21 protein-coding genes are annotated in these 18775 nt (G+C 62.5%); 4 read left to right on the top strand and 17 right to left on the bottom strand.

The genetic code is table 11. The annotated features are described in order from the left end of the window. Positions 1-233 (top strand): hypothetical protein (locus tag B6V76_RS20090; protein ID WP_206184231.1); only part of this gene is annotated, 233 nt, incomplete at its 5' end. Between the two features lie 362 nt (positions 234-595). Here B6V76_RS20090 and B6V76_RS17670 read toward each other — a convergent pair. Beyond that, positions 596-868 (bottom strand): metal/formaldehyde-sensitive transcriptional repressor, encoded by a 273-nt coding sequence (locus B6V76_RS17670; RefSeq protein ID WP_088728053.1) that lies wholly within the window; start codon positions 866-868, stop codon positions 596-598. A 147-nt stretch (positions 869-1015) separates the two neighbouring features. On the opposite strand from B6V76_RS17670, the gene B6V76_RS17665 reads away from it, so the two are divergent. Continuing rightward, complete coding sequence (locus tag B6V76_RS17665) at positions 1016-1906, top strand: cation diffusion facilitator family transporter (RefSeq protein WP_088728052.1); 891 nt, start codon at positions 1016-1018, stop codon at positions 1904-1906. Between the two features lie 500 nt (positions 1907-2406). After that, positions 2407-3759 carry a hypothetical protein gene (locus tag B6V76_RS17660; RefSeq protein ID WP_088728051.1) on the top strand — a complete coding sequence of 451 codons (1353 nt, stop codon included), beginning with the start codon at positions 2407-2409 and terminating at the stop codon, positions 3757-3759. A gap of 117 nt (positions 3760-3876) precedes the next feature. Here the strand turns inward: B6V76_RS17660 and B6V76_RS17655 are convergent, their stop codons facing one another. The 3 genes from B6V76_RS17655 to B6V76_RS17645 are packed head-to-tail and all read right to left on the bottom strand — an operon-like array spanning position 3877 to position 6318. Continuing rightward, entirely contained in the window at positions 3877-4788 is a 912-nt protein-coding gene (locus tag B6V76_RS17655; protein ID WP_240497891.1) for a U32 family peptidase, read from the bottom strand. Positions 4789-4793: 5 nt separating this feature from the next. Continuing rightward, the gene (locus tag B6V76_RS17650; RefSeq protein ID WP_088728049.1) at positions 4794-5792 is read right to left on the bottom strand and encodes a peptidase U32 family protein; all 999 of its coding nucleotides are present in this window, start codon (positions 5790-5792) and stop codon (positions 4794-4796) included. 19 nt (positions 5793-5811) lie between these two features. Beyond that, on the bottom strand, positions 5812-6318 hold the full coding sequence (locus tag B6V76_RS17645) for an SCP2 sterol-binding domain-containing protein (protein WP_078521076.1): 507 nt from the start codon (positions 6316-6318) through the stop codon (positions 5812-5814). Between the two features lie 236 nt (positions 6319-6554). Here B6V76_RS17645 and B6V76_RS17640 point away from each other — a divergent pair, with 236 nt between their 5' ends. Further along, positions 6555-7106, top strand: coding sequence for an Rrf2 family transcriptional regulator (locus tag B6V76_RS17640; RefSeq protein ID WP_346426015.1), 552 nt, complete (start codon positions 6555-6557; stop codon positions 7104-7106). 414 nt (positions 7107-7520) lie between these two features. Here the strand turns inward: B6V76_RS17640 and B6V76_RS17635 are convergent, their stop codons facing one another. The 13 genes from B6V76_RS17635 to B6V76_RS17575 form a co-directional block, all read right to left on the bottom strand. After that, positions 7521-8252 (bottom strand): hypothetical protein, encoded by a 732-nt coding sequence (locus B6V76_RS17635; protein ID WP_088728047.1) that lies wholly within the window; start codon positions 8250-8252, stop codon positions 7521-7523. Then, the gene (locus B6V76_RS17630) at positions 8242-9180 is read right to left on the bottom strand and encodes a sugar kinase (RefSeq protein WP_233242998.1); all 939 of its coding nucleotides are present in this window, start codon (positions 9178-9180) and stop codon (positions 8242-8244) included. The genes B6V76_RS17635 and B6V76_RS17630 overlap by 11 nt, the downstream gene beginning before the upstream one ends. 12 nt (positions 9181-9192) lie before the next feature. Next, entirely contained in the window at positions 9193-10143 is a 951-nt protein-coding gene (locus tag B6V76_RS17625) for an NAD(P)-dependent oxidoreductase (protein ID WP_088728046.1), read from the bottom strand. Continuing rightward, entirely contained in the window at positions 10140-10883 is a 744-nt protein-coding gene (locus B6V76_RS17620; protein WP_075773869.1) for an amino acid ABC transporter ATP-binding protein, read from the bottom strand. The genes B6V76_RS17625 and B6V76_RS17620 overlap by 4 nt, the downstream gene beginning before the upstream one ends. Before the next feature lie 58 nt (positions 10884-10941). Further along, a complete protein-coding gene (locus B6V76_RS17615) occupies positions 10942-11769 on the bottom strand; it encodes a transporter substrate-binding domain-containing protein (protein WP_088719476.1) in 828 nt (275 codons plus the stop codon). A 35-nt stretch (positions 11770-11804) separates the two neighbouring features. Continuing rightward, the gene (locus B6V76_RS17610; protein WP_088728045.1) at positions 11805-12461 is read right to left on the bottom strand and encodes an amino acid ABC transporter permease; all 657 of its coding nucleotides are present in this window, start codon (positions 12459-12461) and stop codon (positions 11805-11807) included. A gap of 1 nt (position 12462) precedes the next feature. Further along, complete coding sequence (locus B6V76_RS17605) at positions 12463-13131, bottom strand: amino acid ABC transporter permease (protein ID WP_088728044.1); 669 nt, start codon at positions 13129-13131, stop codon at positions 12463-12465. A gap of 142 nt (positions 13132-13273) precedes the next feature. Further along, positions 13274-14287, bottom strand: a complete 1014-nt coding sequence (locus B6V76_RS17600; RefSeq protein ID WP_075773865.1) for a LacI family DNA-binding transcriptional regulator — start codon at positions 14285-14287, stop codon at positions 13274-13276. A 123-nt stretch (positions 14288-14410) separates the two neighbouring features. Next, entirely contained in the window at positions 14411-15859 is a 1449-nt protein-coding gene (locus B6V76_RS17595; RefSeq protein WP_075773864.1) for a DUF2252 family protein, read from the bottom strand. 82 nt (positions 15860-15941) lie between these two features. Continuing rightward, complete coding sequence (locus B6V76_RS17590; RefSeq protein WP_088728043.1) at positions 15942-16877, bottom strand: asparaginase; 936 nt, start codon at positions 16875-16877, stop codon at positions 15942-15944. Between the two features lie 10 nt (positions 16878-16887). Next, positions 16888-17433 carry a biotin transporter BioY gene (locus B6V76_RS17585; RefSeq protein WP_075773862.1) on the bottom strand — a complete coding sequence of 182 codons (546 nt, stop codon included), beginning with the start codon at positions 17431-17433 and terminating at the stop codon, positions 16888-16890. A 1-nt stretch (position 17434) separates the two neighbouring features. Next, on the bottom strand, positions 17435-18049 hold the full coding sequence (locus tag B6V76_RS17580) for an energy-coupling factor transporter transmembrane protein EcfT (RefSeq protein WP_088728042.1): 615 nt from the start codon (positions 18047-18049) through the stop codon (positions 17435-17437). After that, positions 18024-18770 (bottom strand): ABC transporter ATP-binding protein, encoded by a 747-nt coding sequence (locus B6V76_RS17575; RefSeq protein WP_240497890.1) that lies wholly within the window; start codon positions 18768-18770, stop codon positions 18024-18026. The genes B6V76_RS17580 and B6V76_RS17575 overlap by 26 nt, the downstream gene beginning before the upstream one ends. Positions 18771-18775: the final 5 nt, after the last annotated feature.

Here is an 18775-nt window from a genome sequence, read left to right as displayed (position 1 = left end):
TTCCACTCCTCTTCCAGCCAAGGAAGCGTAGCGGAAAACTCCAGCTTCAAACGGTCCAGTTTCCGGGGATCAGATCACAGGATCTTCGAAAAATGCGCGAGGTCCTGGGGCGGACCGAACCTGACGACGGGGATCGCTACGAGCTTCAGCGTCTGCTACATGGCTTTGCCGCAGTCGTGAAGCTGCACTTTGCCCAAGAAGAGGAAATCTACCGCTCGCTTGAGTCGCGCTGAGTCCACAATAGCCCCCGACCAACTTCATGGCATTTTGGTCGGACGCCCTGAATGGAGTCCTGACGCGCCTCTCGAACTGGCGTGGAGGGCTTTAAGCGAGCACGCCCGGACGTGCGGGCAATTTCCTCGACTTTCAGTGGTGATGGTCCGGCTCTTCCATTCTGAAACGCCGCTGCCCCGCCCGGGCGCGGTGGCTTGGCCTCAAGCTACATGTCGATGTCGCGATCGCGGGCGGCCCCACGCAGCCAGACGCCGGGTCGGGCTGGCGCCCAGAAACGCGTCGTTGTCTGTTTCGACTTGCTTGGCGTCAGCCGCGGTCAAATTTGTTGGCAGGTCTCGCAATCGCTGATGCAAGCGCACCGCTACTTGAGACAGCTGCGCAGAACGGAGGAGAAATCCTCAACGCCTCTTCTTCGCTCGTCCTCGTCGTCCACACCAAGCACATGGTGCTGGAGATGCTCGTCAATTAGTTCGTGGGTGAGGCCGGCCATGGCGCACCGAACGGACGAGACCAGATGCAGGATCTCCCCACAGTCCTTCTCCTCGTTGATGGCGCGCTCAATTGCTTCCATCTGCCCGCGCATCCGCCGGATGCGTCCGAGAACTTTCGTCTTTTCGCCGGTCAGATCACTCATCTCGTCAGTCTTGCGTAGGATAGGGGGTATAGGTATCTGCGCTGTGTTTGCTTGTAGTGCCAAGAGTTGCCCTTCACGGCGTTTTGCTCGATTACCAAGCTGAGCCCCAGCTTCAGGTTGGGGCATCGTCAATCCACGAGGCCACAAATGTCCACGACCATCAAACTCGCGATCGGCAGCATCGTCGTCGGCGTGATCGTGCTGGCGATCAAGACATTCGCATGGTGGATTACCGGATCGGTTGCGCTCTTTTCAGACGCACTCGAGAGCACAGTCAACGTGGCGACGGCAATCGCGGCGCTCATCGCGATCCGCGTTGCGGCGCGTCCCGCGGACGCGACGCATCCCTACGGTCACGACAAGGCCGAATTCTTCAGCGCCGTTTTAGAAGGTGTGATGATCATCGTCGCCGCCCTGCTTATCCTGCGCGAAGCGTATTTCGGGTTCCTGAACCCCACCCCCCTCGATCTACCTATTGAGGGCCTGCTTGTGAACAGTGGGGCAACCGCCATCAACGCGGTCTGGGCTTGGATACTTGTTTCACGCGGCAAGGTCGAAAAGTCACCCGCCCTCATCGCTGACGGCAGGCACCTCTTCACCGACGTTGTGACCTCCGGAGGAGTGGCTGTTGGAGTGCTCCTGGCGACCGTTTCGGGCTGGTGGATTCTTGATCCCCTGATGGCAACCGGTGTTGCCATCAATATCCTCTGGTCGGGGTGGAAGATCGTGAAGGAGTCCCTGAGCGGGTTGATGGACGAGGCAGTGCCGCAAGGCACGCTCGAGACCGTGCGCGAGATTATCGCCAAAGAAGCCGATGGGGCGCTGGAAGCCCATGATCTACGCACCAGACATGCCGGAAGCGCAACTTTCATTGACTTCCATCTTGTGGTCCCTGGTGAAACCACAGTGTTCAATGCGCACGAGATCTGTGATCGCGTAGAGGCCGCTTTGAAGGAGAACGTGCCAGGCGCGATGATCACCATTCATGTAGAGCCAGAGCACAAGCAGAAGCACTCGGGAATCGTCGTTTTGGATTGAAGTTGTATGGGTCACTCCTTCAACCTTTTCGCGGATCGCACCGAGTTTTTTGAGTTTTTGTCGCACTCAGTATGGCCACAACAGTGACGTGCGAGACGCGCTCCGCAGAAATCGTTGAAATCGACTTTACCAGCGAAGTCTTCGTGGTCGGCCCTGTCCCGTCTTCCAATCCTTGTTGCTGTAGCTCTAAACAATCCGCCATGTAGCGATGCAGAAATTGGTCTGCGCGTCACGCGTTTGAATGTCGGCTTCTGTCTGAATGGCCCGACGGACTTGCGATCGCAGCGAACGTCCGGTTTCCGCCCCTCTTAACCCAGAGGCTGCTCACAGCAGATAGTCGCCATCGCTGCCGTGTGCAGTGGATGGCCACTCCTCGATCCAAAATTCTAATCTAGAACAGTTTGGAAAGCCCACAATCGCCAACCCACTGCCTGAAAATTAGGAAAGTAGACGGTTCGATTTCGAGTTGCTAGCCTTCGAATACATTTCTCGGAGAGCTAATGATGAAAGAATTACCTGATTTCCTCTCAAGCGGTGATGAGGCACGTTTATTCCCGGTCCTTGCCGAAACGAGTAAGGAAAAGCGTGTGGCCTCGATATTCCTCGCTGTAATGACGCAAATCCCCGCTCTGGCGAAGGAAGTCTTAGCTTCAACCGGCGTGCGTGTTGGGAAACGCACCACGGTTCAAGCCTTCACGGAGGTGGTTTTTCGAGAGAAAGCTTTTGCGAACTGCCGACCCGACGGATTGATCGTAATCGACACAGGACGCACGCGGTGGTCTGCTTTGATCGAGGCGAAAATCGGCAAAAACGGTCTCGATGTCGAGCAGGTGCAACGTTACGTCGAGATCGCTCGGGCCCAAGGGATCGACGCGGTTATTACCGTCTCAAATCAGTTTGTATCTCGGGCGGATCATTCCCCTGTGAATCTCCCGAAAACACTTCTGCGCAGGGTTTCACTTTTTCACTGGTCCTGGACCTGGCTTGCCACGATCTGCGAAATTCTCGGCTATCAGAACGCTGTCGATGATACTGAACAGTTCTATCTCTTGGCGCAGCTCAATGACTTCTTGGCTCATCCAGCTACGGGCGTTGAACGCTTCACACAAATGGCAGCTCAATGGAAAGACATCGTCCAATCGGTCGCGAATGACGAAAAGCTGAAGAAATCGTCTTCTGAGGTTGAAGCGTCTGCCGCGAGTTGGATCGCCGAAGAACGCGACCTATGCCTACACATGTCGAGCCATGTAGGGACACGCGTTGACAGCATCGTCGAACGCAAACTCCGGGAAGATCCTGCAGCAAGATTGAAGGAGCAAATAAGCTCGATCGTCGAAACGCATATGCTGACCTCGAAGCTCCGGGTTCCAGATTGCGCATCAGATATCGACCTCTGTGCAGACATTGCGCGCAAAACCGTGTCAGTTTCGATGACTGTCAAAGCGCCGACTGATCGAAAGTCAACAAAGGCGCGGCTCAATTGGCTGCTGAGGATGCTTCCCCAAAATGACGAGCGGATTTTTGTTCGCGCTCTTTGGCCGGGCCGTTGCCCTCCAACCATGAAGCCCATTTCGCTCCTTCGCGAAGAACCGGAACTAATTCAGACCGACAATTTGGACCTCGTTCCCCATGGATTTGAGATATTGATGATCGAAGGGCTCGGAAAGCGTTTCGGAGGCCGAAGGACTGTTATCGAAGACATTGAGCGTATCGTTCCAGAGTTTTACGACCTTGTGGGAGCAAATCTAAAAGCATGGCAGGCCCCTCCACCCAAACCAGTGAAGTCGCGCACTGCGCCGGACCCGGGAGAACTCGAACCAAATGATCTCGGCGATGCCGGTTCACTACCGTAAAGCAAGGCGTAAGAAAGCGTTCCCGTCGTCGCCGCGGCGAGTTTAGAAATGCAAAGGTCTACGGCCAGGTCCCTGAATCTCGAAAGTCCGAAATTAGCTATCGCGTCCTTATCGCGATTAGTTTGCCGCGGCAGCGGCAATGCGCCGATACCCCGCTTGACCGTGATAGAACCCGTTGGAGAACGAAATCCCGTCGCAAAGTTTGCGCAACGCTTGTTCACCGTCGATCAAGCTGTGGGTGCCATCCAGAACGTTGCGGAACGTCGTAGCCACTGCAACCATATCCACCGCCTGTGGCATCAGCCGAAAATGGGTGACGCCGTTTACGATCATCTGTCCGGCTTCGGGCAACAGGTCGATGTAGCTTTCCGACTGGGTCTGAATACCGTTCACGCGAAGGATCGGGCGGTCGTCTGTGGTGCGCAAGGGCATGCCGTCCGCGTCCTCTTCGCACACGAATTGGCAGTTATCCTTGGTCCGGCCATGGGCGCGCGCATGATAGCATCGTGCGGACACCGCAAGCGAAGCACGGCCAAACACCTGCACTTCCACCCCCAGCCCAAGCTCGCGCGCCGCCGCAGCGGCCGCAGCAATCGCCGGGGCAGGCATTTCGGTCGGCAGGCAGACATGCGTCGCACCCCGGCCCGCCATCCAGGCGATGGTCGCCTCATTATAGGCGTTCATGAACGGACCGATGCGGTGCGGGCGCTTGCCTCGTGCAAACAGGCCCGCCGCGTTATTGATCTCGATCTCTGGCGCTTCCATGGCGGCCAGATCGGCTGTCGCCTTGCGTTCGCGTTTCAACATCACCTCGGCCAGCGACGACAGGATCACCGTCTTACCACCGCGTTCCAGCCGTTCGATCGTGGCAGGCAGATCGGCCTCGTGAAACGGCGCGCGCTTCGAGCAGATGACCTCGCCCAGATAGACCTCGTCAATCGGCGCCTCGTCGGCGACACGAGCGTAGAAGTCGCGCCGCGTCTGGGTGGACCAGTGATAGGCGATGGGGCCCAAGGTCAGTTTCGTCATGTCGTTTACCGCCATTTCTTTGTCTCGAACGCGCCCTGGGTCTGTTTCTGGCCCTCGGTCAGGGCGACCAGATCGGCGATATTCGCCTCTCGACCCGCGCGGATGTCATCAACGGCCTGCCGGAAGGCCGACACCACACCTCGGACATAATTCTTCGATCGCTGGCGACCTTCGATCTTAAAGGCGTGAACGCCGGCATCGATCAGGTCGGGAAGCAACCGGGAAAGGTTCAGGCTGATCGGCTCCTCGAAGGCATAATATGGCTCGGAGCGGTGCGGCGCCGTATAGCGCCCCTTGCAGATTGTCGGGTAGCCTGCCTTTTCGTCTGCCCCGAAGCAGTCGATCGTGAAACCCGCGAGTTGCGAGGACATAGAGCCATCCGTGTGGCGCTTGTATTCCACGTCCGAGGCCGGAGAGCACACCCCGTCCATGTTGGTCGATTGCCCGGTGAGGTAGTTGGTCAGGCTGCACCGCCCTTCGACCATCAGCCCGTGATTACCGAAGATGAAGGTCTCGATCTCACAGGGAATTTCCTTGCGGATTTCACGGATCTCGGGGATCGTCAGGATGCGCGGCAGCACGACGCGTTTCACTGCGAAATTCTCGCAATAATACCGGATCGCCTCGGGACTGGAGGCGGCGGCCTGAACTGACAGGTGCAGACGAACACCGGGATGGGTGCGCGCGATATAGTCTGCCACGCCCATATCCGCGACGATGAAAGCATCAACCCCAAGCAGCGCACCTGTATCAGCGGCTTGTCGCCACAGATCGACCTTGCCCGCAGGCGGGTAGGTGTTCAAAGCGAGCAACACCTTGGTGCCCTTGTCATGCGCGTAGGCGACCGATGCGGCCAGTTCGTCCGGGGTGAAATTCAGTCCGGGAAAGTTGCGTGCGTTGGTGGCATCCTGAAAGCCGCAGTAAACCGCATCGGCGCCGGCATCGACGGCGGTGCGCAGGGCGGCGGGCGTGCCGGCCGGGCAGATCAGTTCGGCGAGGCTCATGGGACGAGGGGTCCTTTCTTCACGTTGGATAGGCGCGGCGCAGTCTTGCCAGAATGGCGCGGCCAGCAGGGCCGAACATTCCAGCGGTTTCCTCGGCGATGGATCCATCGACATCGTCGAGTGCATTGCGAAGCCGCACGACAGCTTCGGTGTCGCCCGTGACTTCCAGGTCGCGGGAGAAGAACGCGGCATCTCCATCCTCTTCGGAATCGACCAACTCCAGAAGCAGCATGAACTTCCCCCGAATTGTGGCTCCCGCTTCGGGCGCCGCATTGCGCGCGACGGCCCGGAACACCAGCGCTTGCGGATCTGGTCGCAGGTGCAGGGCAAAGGGCAGTTCCACCGGATCGATTACGAAATCGGTCCCCTGATGTGGACCGAGCCGCGAGAAAAGCGACGGATGCTGTTTGGCGACGCGCCTGACCACGCGGGTCAGGACGGGTTGCACGATCACGCATGAGAGGCGAGCGAGCACGGACGTGCCTAGGTCGGCAGCGCGCGGGAGTGTGTCGTCGCCCGCGCTCATGACTGGAGCATTCTAGTGGCGCGCGCAGGCGATTCGAGCTGGGAAGGCCGGGCGAAAATGATGGAAGGGAGTGAGTGGATCATCGTCTTGCCGTTTCTTGTCCGAGCGAGTGCATGGCCGCCTCGATCCGTGAAAAGAGCCCCTCGTTCTCGAGGCTGCTGCTTCCGTCGAGATTTTCCGCGAGCAGAAATCATGGCTAGGCTTTCTAGTTTGCGGATTCTCTAGGTAATTAGTATTTGGATTACGTATTACACTCACTTAATGCGCATTGCAAATACCAAATCGCGAAGCTGCATTTGCGTCTCACCTCCTTCACCGACTTCGGACTACGCGTCCTCATGGGGATGGCCAGCACCCCTGATCGACCGTTCACCACCGCAGAGCTGGCGGAAGAGTTCCGTATTTCACGCAATCATCTGGCAAAGGTGATCTCGTCACTGTCGGCTGCTGGCTATCTGGAAACGCGACGCGGCGGCGGCGGTGGTGCGGTGCTCGCGCGGCGGCCTGAAGAGATCCTTCTGGGCGACGTCGTCGCCTATCTCGAGGCAGACCAGGCTCTGGTCGAGTGTTTCCTGTCCGGGAGCGCCGCCTGCACATTGACGCCGCACTGCCGTCTCAAGGCGCGCCTGGCCGCTGCCGAGACAACCTTCATTGCCAATCGCAACCGCAGTTCGCTTGCGGAATGCGTCTATCCGCCACTTAACGTGGAATCGGCCGTCAGGGTCATTAAGGCAAGGACGGCGAAGCGCAACGTCTTCGTAACCACCGTGCGCAACTCGAACATTTAAGTTCTACAAAACCAAGCGAAGCTAAGCAAAAGACCACGTCCTGCCCAAAGGCACGCAATAGAAAGTGTCTGGATGCGGCTACTCCGAACACGGCACGGATGCGTCTTCTTCCGCTCTGAAGGCGTCAGTGGCGCCAATTTTGCGTTTGAAACTTTCACGAATGGTTCACGATCTGTCCGTGACTTTTTGAAACACTTAGCCATTGAAAAGCAACGTTTTCTTCCCGGATTGCAAATCCGTGTACACCGGTTCGATTCCGGTACTCGCCTCCACCTTTCCCCGAAAAATTCAGTTTTCGCCCACGGGGCGACTCTCGACAAAGCCTGCCCCCGTTCCCGGCGGCGAGGGCGGAATACGAAGGCCCCGCCTCTTTCGAAGCAGGGCCGGCTATCTCTCCGTCAAACCGATGAGTTTTCAGAGCGCGCACGTGGTCAGCGAAACCTGACAGCCTTCGAGCCCCCCGTGCAGCTGCACCCCCACCGGCAGAGGCTGCGGGCCGATGCGCGCGCCGGTGACGATGCAATGCTCCGCCCGCAGCCCCGGCCCGATCACGGTGGCGCGCTCGGCGAGGAAGCCGAGGAAGGACACGATCTCGGAAAGTGACATCCCAGCGGCCATTTCAGGCGGCTCGGCAGGCGCGCCGATCGCAAGCGACAGGCGCGAGAGGTCACGGGTTTGCCAATCGGGCACCTCATCTCCCATGACGATCGCCCGGTTCGAGAACCGATCCGCCATCTGTGCCAGCGGCGGCTGCTTTTCGAGCGTGGTGAAGCGCGACTGGAGCACTTCGAAGGCGACATGAACGCTGCCGATCGCTTCCAGAATCTCGTGAGATTTGGCCTCGGGCGAAATATCGGCACGCAGCCGCACCGTGATTTCCAGTTCGAGCCGCGCATGGGGCGCAACGGCAAGGGTCGCACCCGAGCGATGGATCGCGCGACCCAGAACCGGGGCGCAGGACAGGTCCTGCCCGCCCAGCAGCGCGTGTTTCCAGCCCCCCACGGGGCCGAGATGGCGCAGGCTCTCGGCCTGCACGGCATAGGCTTCCGCCGGCGTGACAGGCAGCGGGGTCAGCGCCTCGAGCGTCTCGCCGTCATTCGCGGCAGCCAGCGCCTCTGCGGCGCTTGCGATCTGGTCACGCTGCATGGTGTGCAACCTCTTCTTTCATGGCATCGCGCGGGATGATCGCGCCGGGATGACGGACGACTCGGCTTGCGAGACGCGCACCGTCGAGAATTGCGGCCTCCAGCGTTTTACCGCGCTGCAGGGCCGAGAGGAGAGCGGCATCGAAACTGTCGCCTGCTGCAGTCGTGTCGACAGCCGCGACGGGATCGGGCAGCGCAACGCGCAGCGTCGCCCCCGATGCGTCGCGCGCGAGCACCGCGCCGCCGCCCGTCGTCAGCACGATGGCGCCCGCTGCGTGTTTCTCGCAGCGCGCCATGATCGCCTCGGGGTCGGTCTCGTTCCAAAGCGCCGCGAGATCGTCGAGCGAGGGCAGCGCGAGGCTCGTCACTGCCAAGGCGCGCTCGGTCCACTCCGCCGCCTCGGCCCTGTCACGCCAGAGCCGCGGGCGGTAATTCGTGTCATAGGCGACGGTGATCCCGCGCTGGCGCAGCGCGTCCAACTCCGCCAGCAAACGGCTGCGCGCCGTGTCGGGAAGGATCGCCAAGGTGATGCCCGAGAACAAAAGGACGCGTGCCTGACCGAGCGCCGCGACCTCCTCCCCGTCGGCGCCGAACATCCGGCGCGCCGGCGCCTGATCGCGCCAATAGGTAAAGCTGCGCTCGCCCGTGGCATCGGTGGCGATGAAGCTCAGCCCCGGGCTGCCATCGGCCTCGGACCCGATTGCCTCGATTTCGACCCCCTCCTGCGCGATCGTATCGCGCATCCAGCGGCTCATCCCGTCCGAACCGAGCCGCGAAAGGTAGCCCACCCGCAGATCGGGCCGCAGCCGCGCGAGGTAGATCGCCGCATTCAGCGTGTCGCCCCCAAGCCGGCGGTGGAACAGATCGGGCGTTGCAGGGTCGTTTGTGAACTCGGCGAGAGGCTCGCCGATGCAGAGAAAGTCCAGCATGCAAGGCTCCGATCAGGCGGGCCCTACCGGGCTCGGAAGCGGGGCTCCGGCCAGATAGGCGTCGATATTCGCGATCACCAGCTGCGCCATCGCGCGTCGCGCCTCGTTCGTGGCCGAAGCGATATGTGGCGTGAAAAGCGTGTTCGGCGCGCGCAAAAGACCGTCCTCCGCCCCATCGGGCGCGACAGGTTCGACCTCGAATACATCGAGCGCGGCAGAGCCGAGCGTGCCGCCATGCAAGGCCGCAGCCAGCGCCGCGCTGTCGACGACCGAGCCGCGCGCGACATTGACCAAGGTGCCTTCGGAGCCGAGCGCCTCCAACACCGGCGCATCGACAATATACCGCGTCTCAGGCGTGGCCGAGAGCGTGACGAACAGGACGTCACTTTCGGCGGCCAGCGTCCGGGCGTCGGGGCGCCATGCCTCGGGGGCGTCATCATGGGGCTTGCGGGCATGATAGATCACATCAACCCCCAGCGCGCGCAGCATGTCCGCCAGTGCGCGCCCGATCCGGCCATAGCCGAGAATACCCGCACGGCAACCGGTCAGCGCCTGACCGAGCCGCGGTTTCTGCCCGTTCGACCAGCCGCCCGAGCGAAGCAACCGCTCGCCCTCGCCGATCCGCCGCCGCACCGAGATAGCGAGACCCAGCGCCAGCTCGGCCACCGCTTCCGACAGCACGTCGGGCGTGGTCGTCACATGGATGCCGCGCGCGGCCGCCGCATCCAGATCGACCGCATCGGTGCCGACGCCATTGACCGCGATCAGACGCAGGTCGGGAAATTCGGCGATCTCCTCGCCGGAGAGGCCGCGCGCGCCACTGGTCAGCACGATCTCGATGCCCTCGCGCGCTGTGGCATCGCGGGTGACCGAATGCTCGGCACAGAACGCTTCCATCATGTCGGCGGGCTTCAGTTCGATCAGCGCGAGGATCGACGGGGAGGGTTTGGCATCATCACTCATGAGATCTGCCCCAGGAAGTTGCGCAGACGCTCCGACTTCGGATTGCCGAAGAACTCTGCCGGCGGCCCCTCTTCGATGATCGCGCCCTGCTCCATGAAGATCACACGATCGGCGACGGCACGGGCGAAATCCATCTCGTGGGTCACGCAGAGCATCGTCATGCCTTCACGGGCGAGGTCGATCATCGTGTCGAGCACCTCCTTGACCATCTCGGGGTCGAGCGCCGAGGTCGGCTCATCGAACAACATGATCCGCGGCTCCATGCAGAGCGCCCGCGCAATCGCGACCCGCTGCTGCTGACCGCCCGAAAGCTGGGCGGGAAATTTGTCCGCCTGCTCGGGGATCTTCACGCGCTCCAGATATTTGCGCGCGGTCGCCTCCGCCCCGGCCTTGTCCGCCCGCCGCGTCTTGAGTGGCGCGAGCGTGCAGTTCTGCAGCACGGTCAGGTGGGGAAACAGGTTGAATTGCTGGAAGACCATCCCGACTTCGCGGCGCACCTTGGCGACGTTCTCGCCGCCTGCCGTCAGCTCGATCCCGTCGACGGTGATCGTGCCATCCTGAATCTCTTCGAGCTGGTTGAGCGTGCGGATCAGGGTCGACTTGCCGGAGCCGGACGGACCGCAGATCACGATCCGCTCGCCTTGTTCGACCGTCAGATCGATCGACTTCAGCGCCTGAAACGCACCGAAGAACTTGGTGACGCCGCGCATCTCGACGGCGGGCTGCTGTGCTTGTGTCATGGGATGCCTTGTAGGGTGACCCGGCGCAGCGCGGGGCTGCGCCGGATGTGGGGTGAGATCAGTTCGAGGCCGATTTCGGTGTCGCGGCTTCCTCGGCCGATCCGTTACGGACGAAATCGGGGATGTCCGTCGCCAGCCACTGCTGCGAGATCTTGTCCATCGTGCCGTCTTTCATTGCGGAGCCGACGAACGCGTTGATCTTGGCCAGAAGCTTGTCTGCGCCCGGCTCGACCGCGATGCCCTGGACCTGGCTCGAAAGCGGGAACTTCTCGTCGAAGCGACCCGGCGCAGCCTTCGCGATCTGCGCGGCCACGACGTTGGACACACCGATCAGCGGCACCTGCCCCGAGAGGAGTGCCTGCACTGCGGCCGCGTCGTCGTCGAAGCGGCGGATCGTGGTGTCGTCGGGGGCGACCTTGGTCACGCCCGCGTCCTGCGTCGAGGCGCGCACGACGCCGACAGATTCACCAGACAGATCAGCCGGCTTCGAGACCTTTTCCTCTTTCTTGCCGTAGACCATGATCTCGATTCCGGCATAGGGGCGCGAGAAATCGACCCGCTTGGCGCGCTCTGGCGTGATGCCCAACGAGGCGACCAGCACATCGACCTGACCTGAGAGCAGGTAGGGGATACGGTTCGGGCCGGTCACCGGCACGATCTCGATCTTGGTGCCCAGGTAGTCGGCGAGCGCCTTGGCGGTATCCGCGTCATAGCCTTCGGGCTTGCCGCTGGTGCCCATCAGACCGAAGGGCGGGAAATCGACGAGCATGCCGACCTTGAGCACGCCGGCCTTCTCGACCTGATCGAGCGTGGTGGCTTGCGCGTGGCCTGCCATCAATGCGCCGACCGTCAGGGCCGCCGTTGCGACTGTCTTGAGAAACTTCATGTTTTACTCCTCCTAAACCTGAAGCGGGTGAAAAATCAGCGGGTGAATGCGAGGCGCATCCGCCCTTCCAGCCGGCGCGCATAAAGCGACAGCGGCCAGCAGATGATGAAGTAGATCGCGGCCACCAGCCCGAAGACCACGAAGGGGTCGAAGGTCGCGTTGTTGACGATCTGACCGGCGCGCGTCAGCTCGGTGAAGCCGATGATCGAGGTCAGCGAGGTGCCCTTGATCAGCTGCACAAGGAAGCCGACGGTCGGGGCTACGGCGATCCGCGCCGCCTGCGGCAGAACCACATGCTGCATCCGGTCGCGATAGCTCAGCGAAAGCGCAGTCGCGGCCTCGGTCTGCCCCGACGGCACCGCCTCGATCGAGCCGCGCCAGATCTCGCCCAGATAGGCGCTGGCATGGAAGGTCAGCGCGATCGCCGCCGCCAGCAGCGGGTTGATCGGCAGGTTCAGCACGGTCAGACCGAAATAGAACAGGAACAGCTGCATCAGGAGCGGGGTGCCCTGGAAGATCCGGATGAACCCGGCGCTGATCCGGCGCAGAGCCTTCGAGCCCGAGCTGCGCGCGAGTGCCACGAACAGCCCGCCGATTACGCCGCCGATGAAGGCGATGACCGACAGCAGAAGCGTCCAGCGCACGGCCTCGATGATGAACAGGATGTCGGAGGGACCGAATTGGCGGATCATGTCAGCGGCTCGCAGGATAGTTGAAAATGGCGTTCTGGACGAGCTTGAAGAGGCCCGAGAACAGCAGCGAGAGAACGAGGTAGAGCGCGGTCACGACGAGGTAGATCTCGAAGCTGGCGAAGGTCTTGGCGTTCAGATCCGCCCCTACCGAGGCCAGATCGTTTGCGGAGATAGTCGAGACGACCGACGAGGTCAGCATCAGGTAGATGAACTGGCTCGTCATCGCCGGATAGACGTTGCGCAGCGCCGGTTTCAGGATCACGTAGCGGAAAATCTGGATCGGCCCGAGACCCAGCGCGCGCCCTGCCTCGATCTGGCCATGGGGCACGGATTCGATCCCGGCGCGGGTGATTTCGGTCCCGTACGCGCCGACATTGATCACCAGAGCGATCAGCGCCGCGACATTCGGATCGAGAGAAATCCCGATCGCGGGCAGCCCGAAATACAGAAAGAAAATCTGCACGAGGAAGGGCGTGTTGCGGATGATCTCGACATAGGCGCCGACGATCGCGTGCAGCACCTTCGAATGCGAGGTGCGCGCAGCAGCCCCGAGGACCGACACGATCAGTCCCAGAAGCATCGCCGCGAAAGACAGGCGGATGGTCAGCCATGCGCCGTAAAGCAGCAGGTCCAGGTTCTCGAATACGGGCGTGAAGTTGAAGTGATACACGTCGCCTCCCTGCGTGTAACCACATGCCCTCGCGCTCCTCAACGGTCGGGCATGCCAATTTAGATCGATCTAATTAGAACGATCTAAATTCCGAGTCGCAAATCACGGATGCGTGAGTGGAAGACGTCGGGGTAAGTTGGGATCAGTCGGCGGGACCGGTGGTGTCGCGCACCCGCAGGCGCGGCGTCACGATCTCGGTTTTCCGCTCTGCGCCCGGATCTGCGATTCGCCGCAGCAGCAGGCGCGCCGAAGCCGCGCCGATCTGGCGCGGGAAGACCTGCACCGTGGTCAGGCGCGGCGGCGCACCGAGATCGATGAAGGACAGGTTGTCGTGGCCCACCACCGAAAGATCGCGGCCGGGCATCAGCCCCAGATCGAACAGTCCCCGCAGCAGGCCCGAGGCGAGGATGTCGTTGAAGCAGATCGCTGCGGTCGGGCGTGGCTCGAGCGCCATCAGCATCGCGGCCGATTGCGGCGAGCCATCCCATGCGAGCGGCACGTCGATCACCCCAGCATTGATGAGCTCCTGAGCCCGCATCTCCTCCTCGAAGGCCGCGAGACGTTCATCCCGCGTGGAAACCTCCCCCGCGAGCGCGACGAAGGATATCCGTCGATGGCCGAGATCGCGCAAATGCCGAACGCTCAGCCGCACCGCGAGGCCGTGATCGGAGCCTGCGAAATCGCTGAGATCGCGGCCCACGTGGCGCATCGCCTGCACCAGCGGCACGCCAGCCGCGACCAGCTTCTCTATCGTATCCGGCTCGGTCCCTTCGGCGGGAAACAGGATGATCCCCTCCGCGTCATGCTCGCGCAACCGGCGGAGCAGACCCGATTGCCTTTCCGGGTCGTCCCGCGAACTGGCGAGCATGACCTGATAGCCCTGCTCGTCCAGTTCGGCCTCGATCCCCTCGACGAATTCCGAGAAGAAGCTGTTCACGAGGTTCGGAATGATCACGCCGATAGTGCGGCTTTTCTGACCGCGCAGACGTGCCGCGCCGCTATTGGGCACGTAGTCGAGCTCGGCGATGACCTTCTCGACCTTCTCGCGCGTCTTTGCCGCCACGAGGTCCGAGCCGCGAATGACGAGCGAGGCCGTCGCGCGGGACACGCCCGCCGCCCGCGCCACATCCATCAATGTCGTACGCTTCACCGCCATAATCGCGGAGTAACGACAGGAAGGCGCTCGCGCAAGCACGACACCGCCGTCACGCGACTAGCTGCGCTCATTGGGAAACGGCCGCCCCGTCTGGGGAGACCGTGTCAACGCGAGTACGAGAGCTTAGCGGTAGTGCTTCTGCGTCATGTCGAAAGCGCCGCGTTTCAGATCCATCTTGAAGAACTTGTGGTCACGCTTGAGGCGCTTCACCGCCTCTCGCCCGAAACACAGCAGATCGTCGACGAACAGATCGAAGGGCTGCATCGCCTCGATGATGCGCGGCTCGATCCGGTAGTCCAGCTCGCCCGCATCGTCGGAGCGCGCGTGGGCCTGCGCCAGCGCCTGCCCGCAGGCATGGGCATAGTCACGCCAGCTGTCCTTCGACAGATCGTCGAGGTCGATATCGTCGCGGAACGGTGCACGTTCGCGCGACATGAAGCTCATATCGTCGATCTCCACGCTGCCGTAGAAGACATCGCCATGCGCCAGATGCACCCGCTGGCCATGCGCGATCCGGTCGCCCTTTTCACCGGCGACAAAATCGTTCTCCGGGACCAGACCTTCGAGCGCGGACTGCCGGGCACGCTTGAACTCGATGATCAGATCGTCGCTGGCATTCTTGCTCGGACCTTCGATCAGGCAATAGTAGCGCGGCAGCCCCAGCGAGGCCGTGCCCTGCCCATGGCGGATGCACACATCCTTCACCTTCAGCTGCCCGGCGCGCCCACCGGGATCGATCCCGTTCTGCTTGGCCACGTCGTTGATGTAACCCTGAAACTCCGAGATCCGACTGGAGATCGGCGTCAGTTCGTCATTCGCCCGGAAGCCCCGCCCGGTCTCGTTGAGATAGCGATCCCAGAGCCATTCCTTCCGACTATTGCGCGCCTTCTTGAACATCCGCCGGATCACCTTCGGACTGTTATCGGGGCGCATCTGCTGGCTCGCCTCCTTGTCGTGGCGGGCATAGAATTCCATCCCGTCACGATAGCCTTCGACGAATTTGCGCACGATCTTCTCACGGTGCTTCTTCTTCTGGTCTCCCTCTTCCTTGGCGGCGATCAGAAAGCCCGTGATGCCGCGCTTCAGATCCCAGGTGAAGGGCCCGTAGAGCACGTCGTCGAAATCGTTCACGCCGAAGATCGGCACGTTATCGGCATTGGGCATGATCCCGAAATTCTCCGGATGGACATCCCCGAGCGCGAGCACCGTCGGCATCCGCTCATCCTCGCCCAGCATGTCGCGGTGAAACAGCAGCGAGGTGCCGCGGAAGAAGGAGAACAGCGAATCCGCCAGTTCCTCGAATTTCTCGCTCGCGCCCTCGGCCTTCTCGTCGATGCGCACCGCGTGGTCCTCGATGATCGTCGAGCGCACATGCAGGCGACGCGCAAGCCCGGTCAGATCGCCCGGACGCATCACGCAGGGGTATTTCACATAGGCCTCGGCGAGCTCGCGATAGGCCTCGACGCGGCTCTGGAGCTGTTGGACGGGCGCAACCCCGGTGGCCTTGCGCGACCGTTTCTGGCTCGACGCTTTCGAATTGGAAGATTTCGGCTTGTTATTGCCTTCCGCCATGGGGGTGCTCCTTTTCGGGGTTCGCTCTCCTAACGGGAGGACGGGCGAAGGCGTTCCGAAAAACCGGCGTGAGCCCCAAGGCTCAGGGCGTGTATTCTCCGCAGAGCGACCGGGAGAGGCGCGCCGCCCGCGTCTGCGGATCGTCGAGCGAAAGGACATGGGAGAGCTTTGTATAGGCCGACTCCGGCGTCATGTCGCGCCCGTCGATCACCCCGTGATCGCGCAGGACCGCCCCCGCCGCATAGGTGCCGAGCGCCATCCCTCCCTCGGGACATTGGCTGACCCCGATGACCGGGGCCGAGCGGGCCTGCGCCGTGGCAAGCGCCGCGCGCAGGCCGGGCGTGTCGGGCGCAGTCCCCGAGCCGTAGCAGCGCAGCACCAGACCGTCACAGGTCTTGGCTGCATGGTCGAGCAGGCTCTCCTCCGCCCCCGGCGCAACGGCCAGAACGGCGATCCGCGCGGGCCTGACCGGATGACGGATCAGGCGCGGCCCCGGCTGGCAGGGCGGGATGTCGGAAGGATCGGCGGCGAAGGCATCGAAAGCGCGCGAGTGGCTTTTGCGGACCCGCGCGCCGTGCAACAGGCGTCCGGCGAATTGCACCCATATGCCTGGCGTAGCTGTCCGCGCCGCCGCAATCGCGTCGCGCAGATTGCGCGCGCCGTCATTGCCCTCGACCGAAAGCGGCAGCATCGAGCCGGTCACGATCACCGGCTTGCCCAGCCCTTCGAGCGCGAAGCATAAAGCCCCCGCCGTATAGGCGAGCGTATCGGTGCCGTGGGTCACGATCACCCCGTCGAAACGGTCGTGATGCGCGGCGATGGTCTCGGCGATCCGATCCCAATCGGCGGGTGTGGCATTGGCGCTGTCGATCAGCGGATCGAGACGTAGGGTCTCAACCTCGCGCCCCTCGGGCAGGGTCGCGAGGAAATCCTCGACCACGCCCTGCTGCGGTACGAAACCCGCATCAGAGGCGACCATGCCGATCGTCCCGCCCGTATGGATCAGAAGCAGCGCCACGCCGCGTCCCTCAGTTCCGCGACAGGACGCTGGAAGGCCGTGCGCGGGCCAGAGAGACGGTCAGCGCCGCAACGATCAGCGCCTTGATCAGATCGCCGGGGATGAAGACGACCATTAGCGAGGTGCTTTCGATCAGGCTCTTGCCGAGCGCAAGCGACAGCCCGACGATTCCCATCGCGTAGGACAGCACGATCCCACCAAGGATCGACCCTACGAAGACCGATGCGCCCAGCGGAACCGAGCGCCATTTCTCGACGACGAAGCCGGTCAGCCACGCGGCCAGCGGCCAGCTGAACAGGAACCCGCCCGTCGGACCGAAGAAGACGCCGAGGCCCCCACGACCGCCGGCCAGCAGCGGCAGACCAACGGCCACCAGCAGCAGGAACAGCAGGACCGCCAGAGCACCACGCTTCGAGCCCAGAACGGCGCCGGCCAGCATGATCCCAAGGCTCTGCGCCGTGATCGGCACACCGAAGCCCAGCGTGATCTTCGGGATCAGCGCGAGTACCGCGATCAGGGCCGCAAACAGCGCGATCAGCGCGACATTCTTTTCCATCTCAAGTCTCCCTCTCGGATGTGAGCCCTCCCCGGGCCCGTAGCGCATCGCCGACATGGTCGGCATCGTCAAGCGCAAGAAGCGTGAAGGGCAGCACCAGCCGCCAGCTCGGCCGCCGCGTGGCCCGGGCGCGCCAGCTCTCGGTCAGGCGCGCACCCTTGTTGGTCAGCACCGGCACCATGCGGATCACCAAAGCGATCGCGATCTCCAGCGCGGCGGTCGACAGCCCGAAGCGGCGCAAAGGAGTCGTCAGCCAGCGCACGACCGCGATCATATCACTGAGCCGCGTCGTCATCGACACGAGGTTCGCCAGCGCCACCGCCGAGATCATCCGCATCACGATCACCGCGCCTTCCGCGATCTCGCCGATAACCACCTGCCAGATCGCGACGATGACGATAAACGGCCAGAGCAGCTTCAGCGCCGACAGGCCCGCGCGCAAGAAGGCGCGACCGGGCAAGGCATAGGCGATCAGGATCGCCGTGACGACGCCCGCGAGGATCAGCGGGCTTTCTATATAGAACAGACCCACGGTCGCGAGGCAGAGCGCTGCGAGTTTCAAACCCGCAGGCCAGTCATGGGCGGCGGTCTTAACGGGAGAGCTGAGCGATATCATCGGCCTCTCCCGCGCGGGTCATCTCTTCGACATAGGCGGGCAGCACCTCGCGCGCCGAGCCATGCATTCGCAGCCGCCCTTGGTCGAGCCAGAGGATTTCGTCGTAATGCTCCAACTCGCGCGGGTCGTGGGTCACCTGCACCAGCGTCCCGCGATAGAGCGTCAGCGCGCGACCCAGCTGCGCCTTGGTCGGGATGTCGAGACCGGAGAAGGGCTCGTCCAAGATCAGCAGGTTCGGAGCCATCGCGCTCACCGCCATCAGGCATAGAAGCTGCTTCTGGCCCTGGCTGAGCGTCGTGACATAGGCATCGCGCCACGCCGCCTTGCCGAACTGCGCGAGCGTCTCTTCCGCCGCAGCCTCGGCTTCGGTTTTCCTCATCCCCTGCTGGCGCAGCCCGAAGGAAATCTCCTCGATCACGGTGGGGAAGATGATCTGATGATCGGGGTTCTGGAACAGGATGCCGACCTCGCGCAGCGCGGCCTTGCGGTCGGCGGCCAGATCGTGGCCGTTGATCCGCAGGCTGCCCCGGCTCGGCGCAATCAGCCCGGCCATCAGCCGCGAGAGGGTAGATTTTCCCGATCCGTTGCGCCCCACCACGCCGATGCGGCGGGCACGGGTCTCAAGCGAAATCCCCTCCAGCACCGGGCGACCGTCGAGATCGTGGCCCAGATCGGAAATCGCGATATGGCTCGCAGAAGTAAGGGTCGCGCCGTCAGACATGCGCC

Source organism: Thioclava sp. IC9 (assembly GCF_002213225.1).
Taxonomy (GTDB): Bacteria; Pseudomonadota; Alphaproteobacteria; order Rhodobacterales; family Rhodobacteraceae; genus Thioclava; species Thioclava nitratireducens.
This window is presented reverse-complemented; position numbering and strand designations above follow the sequence as displayed.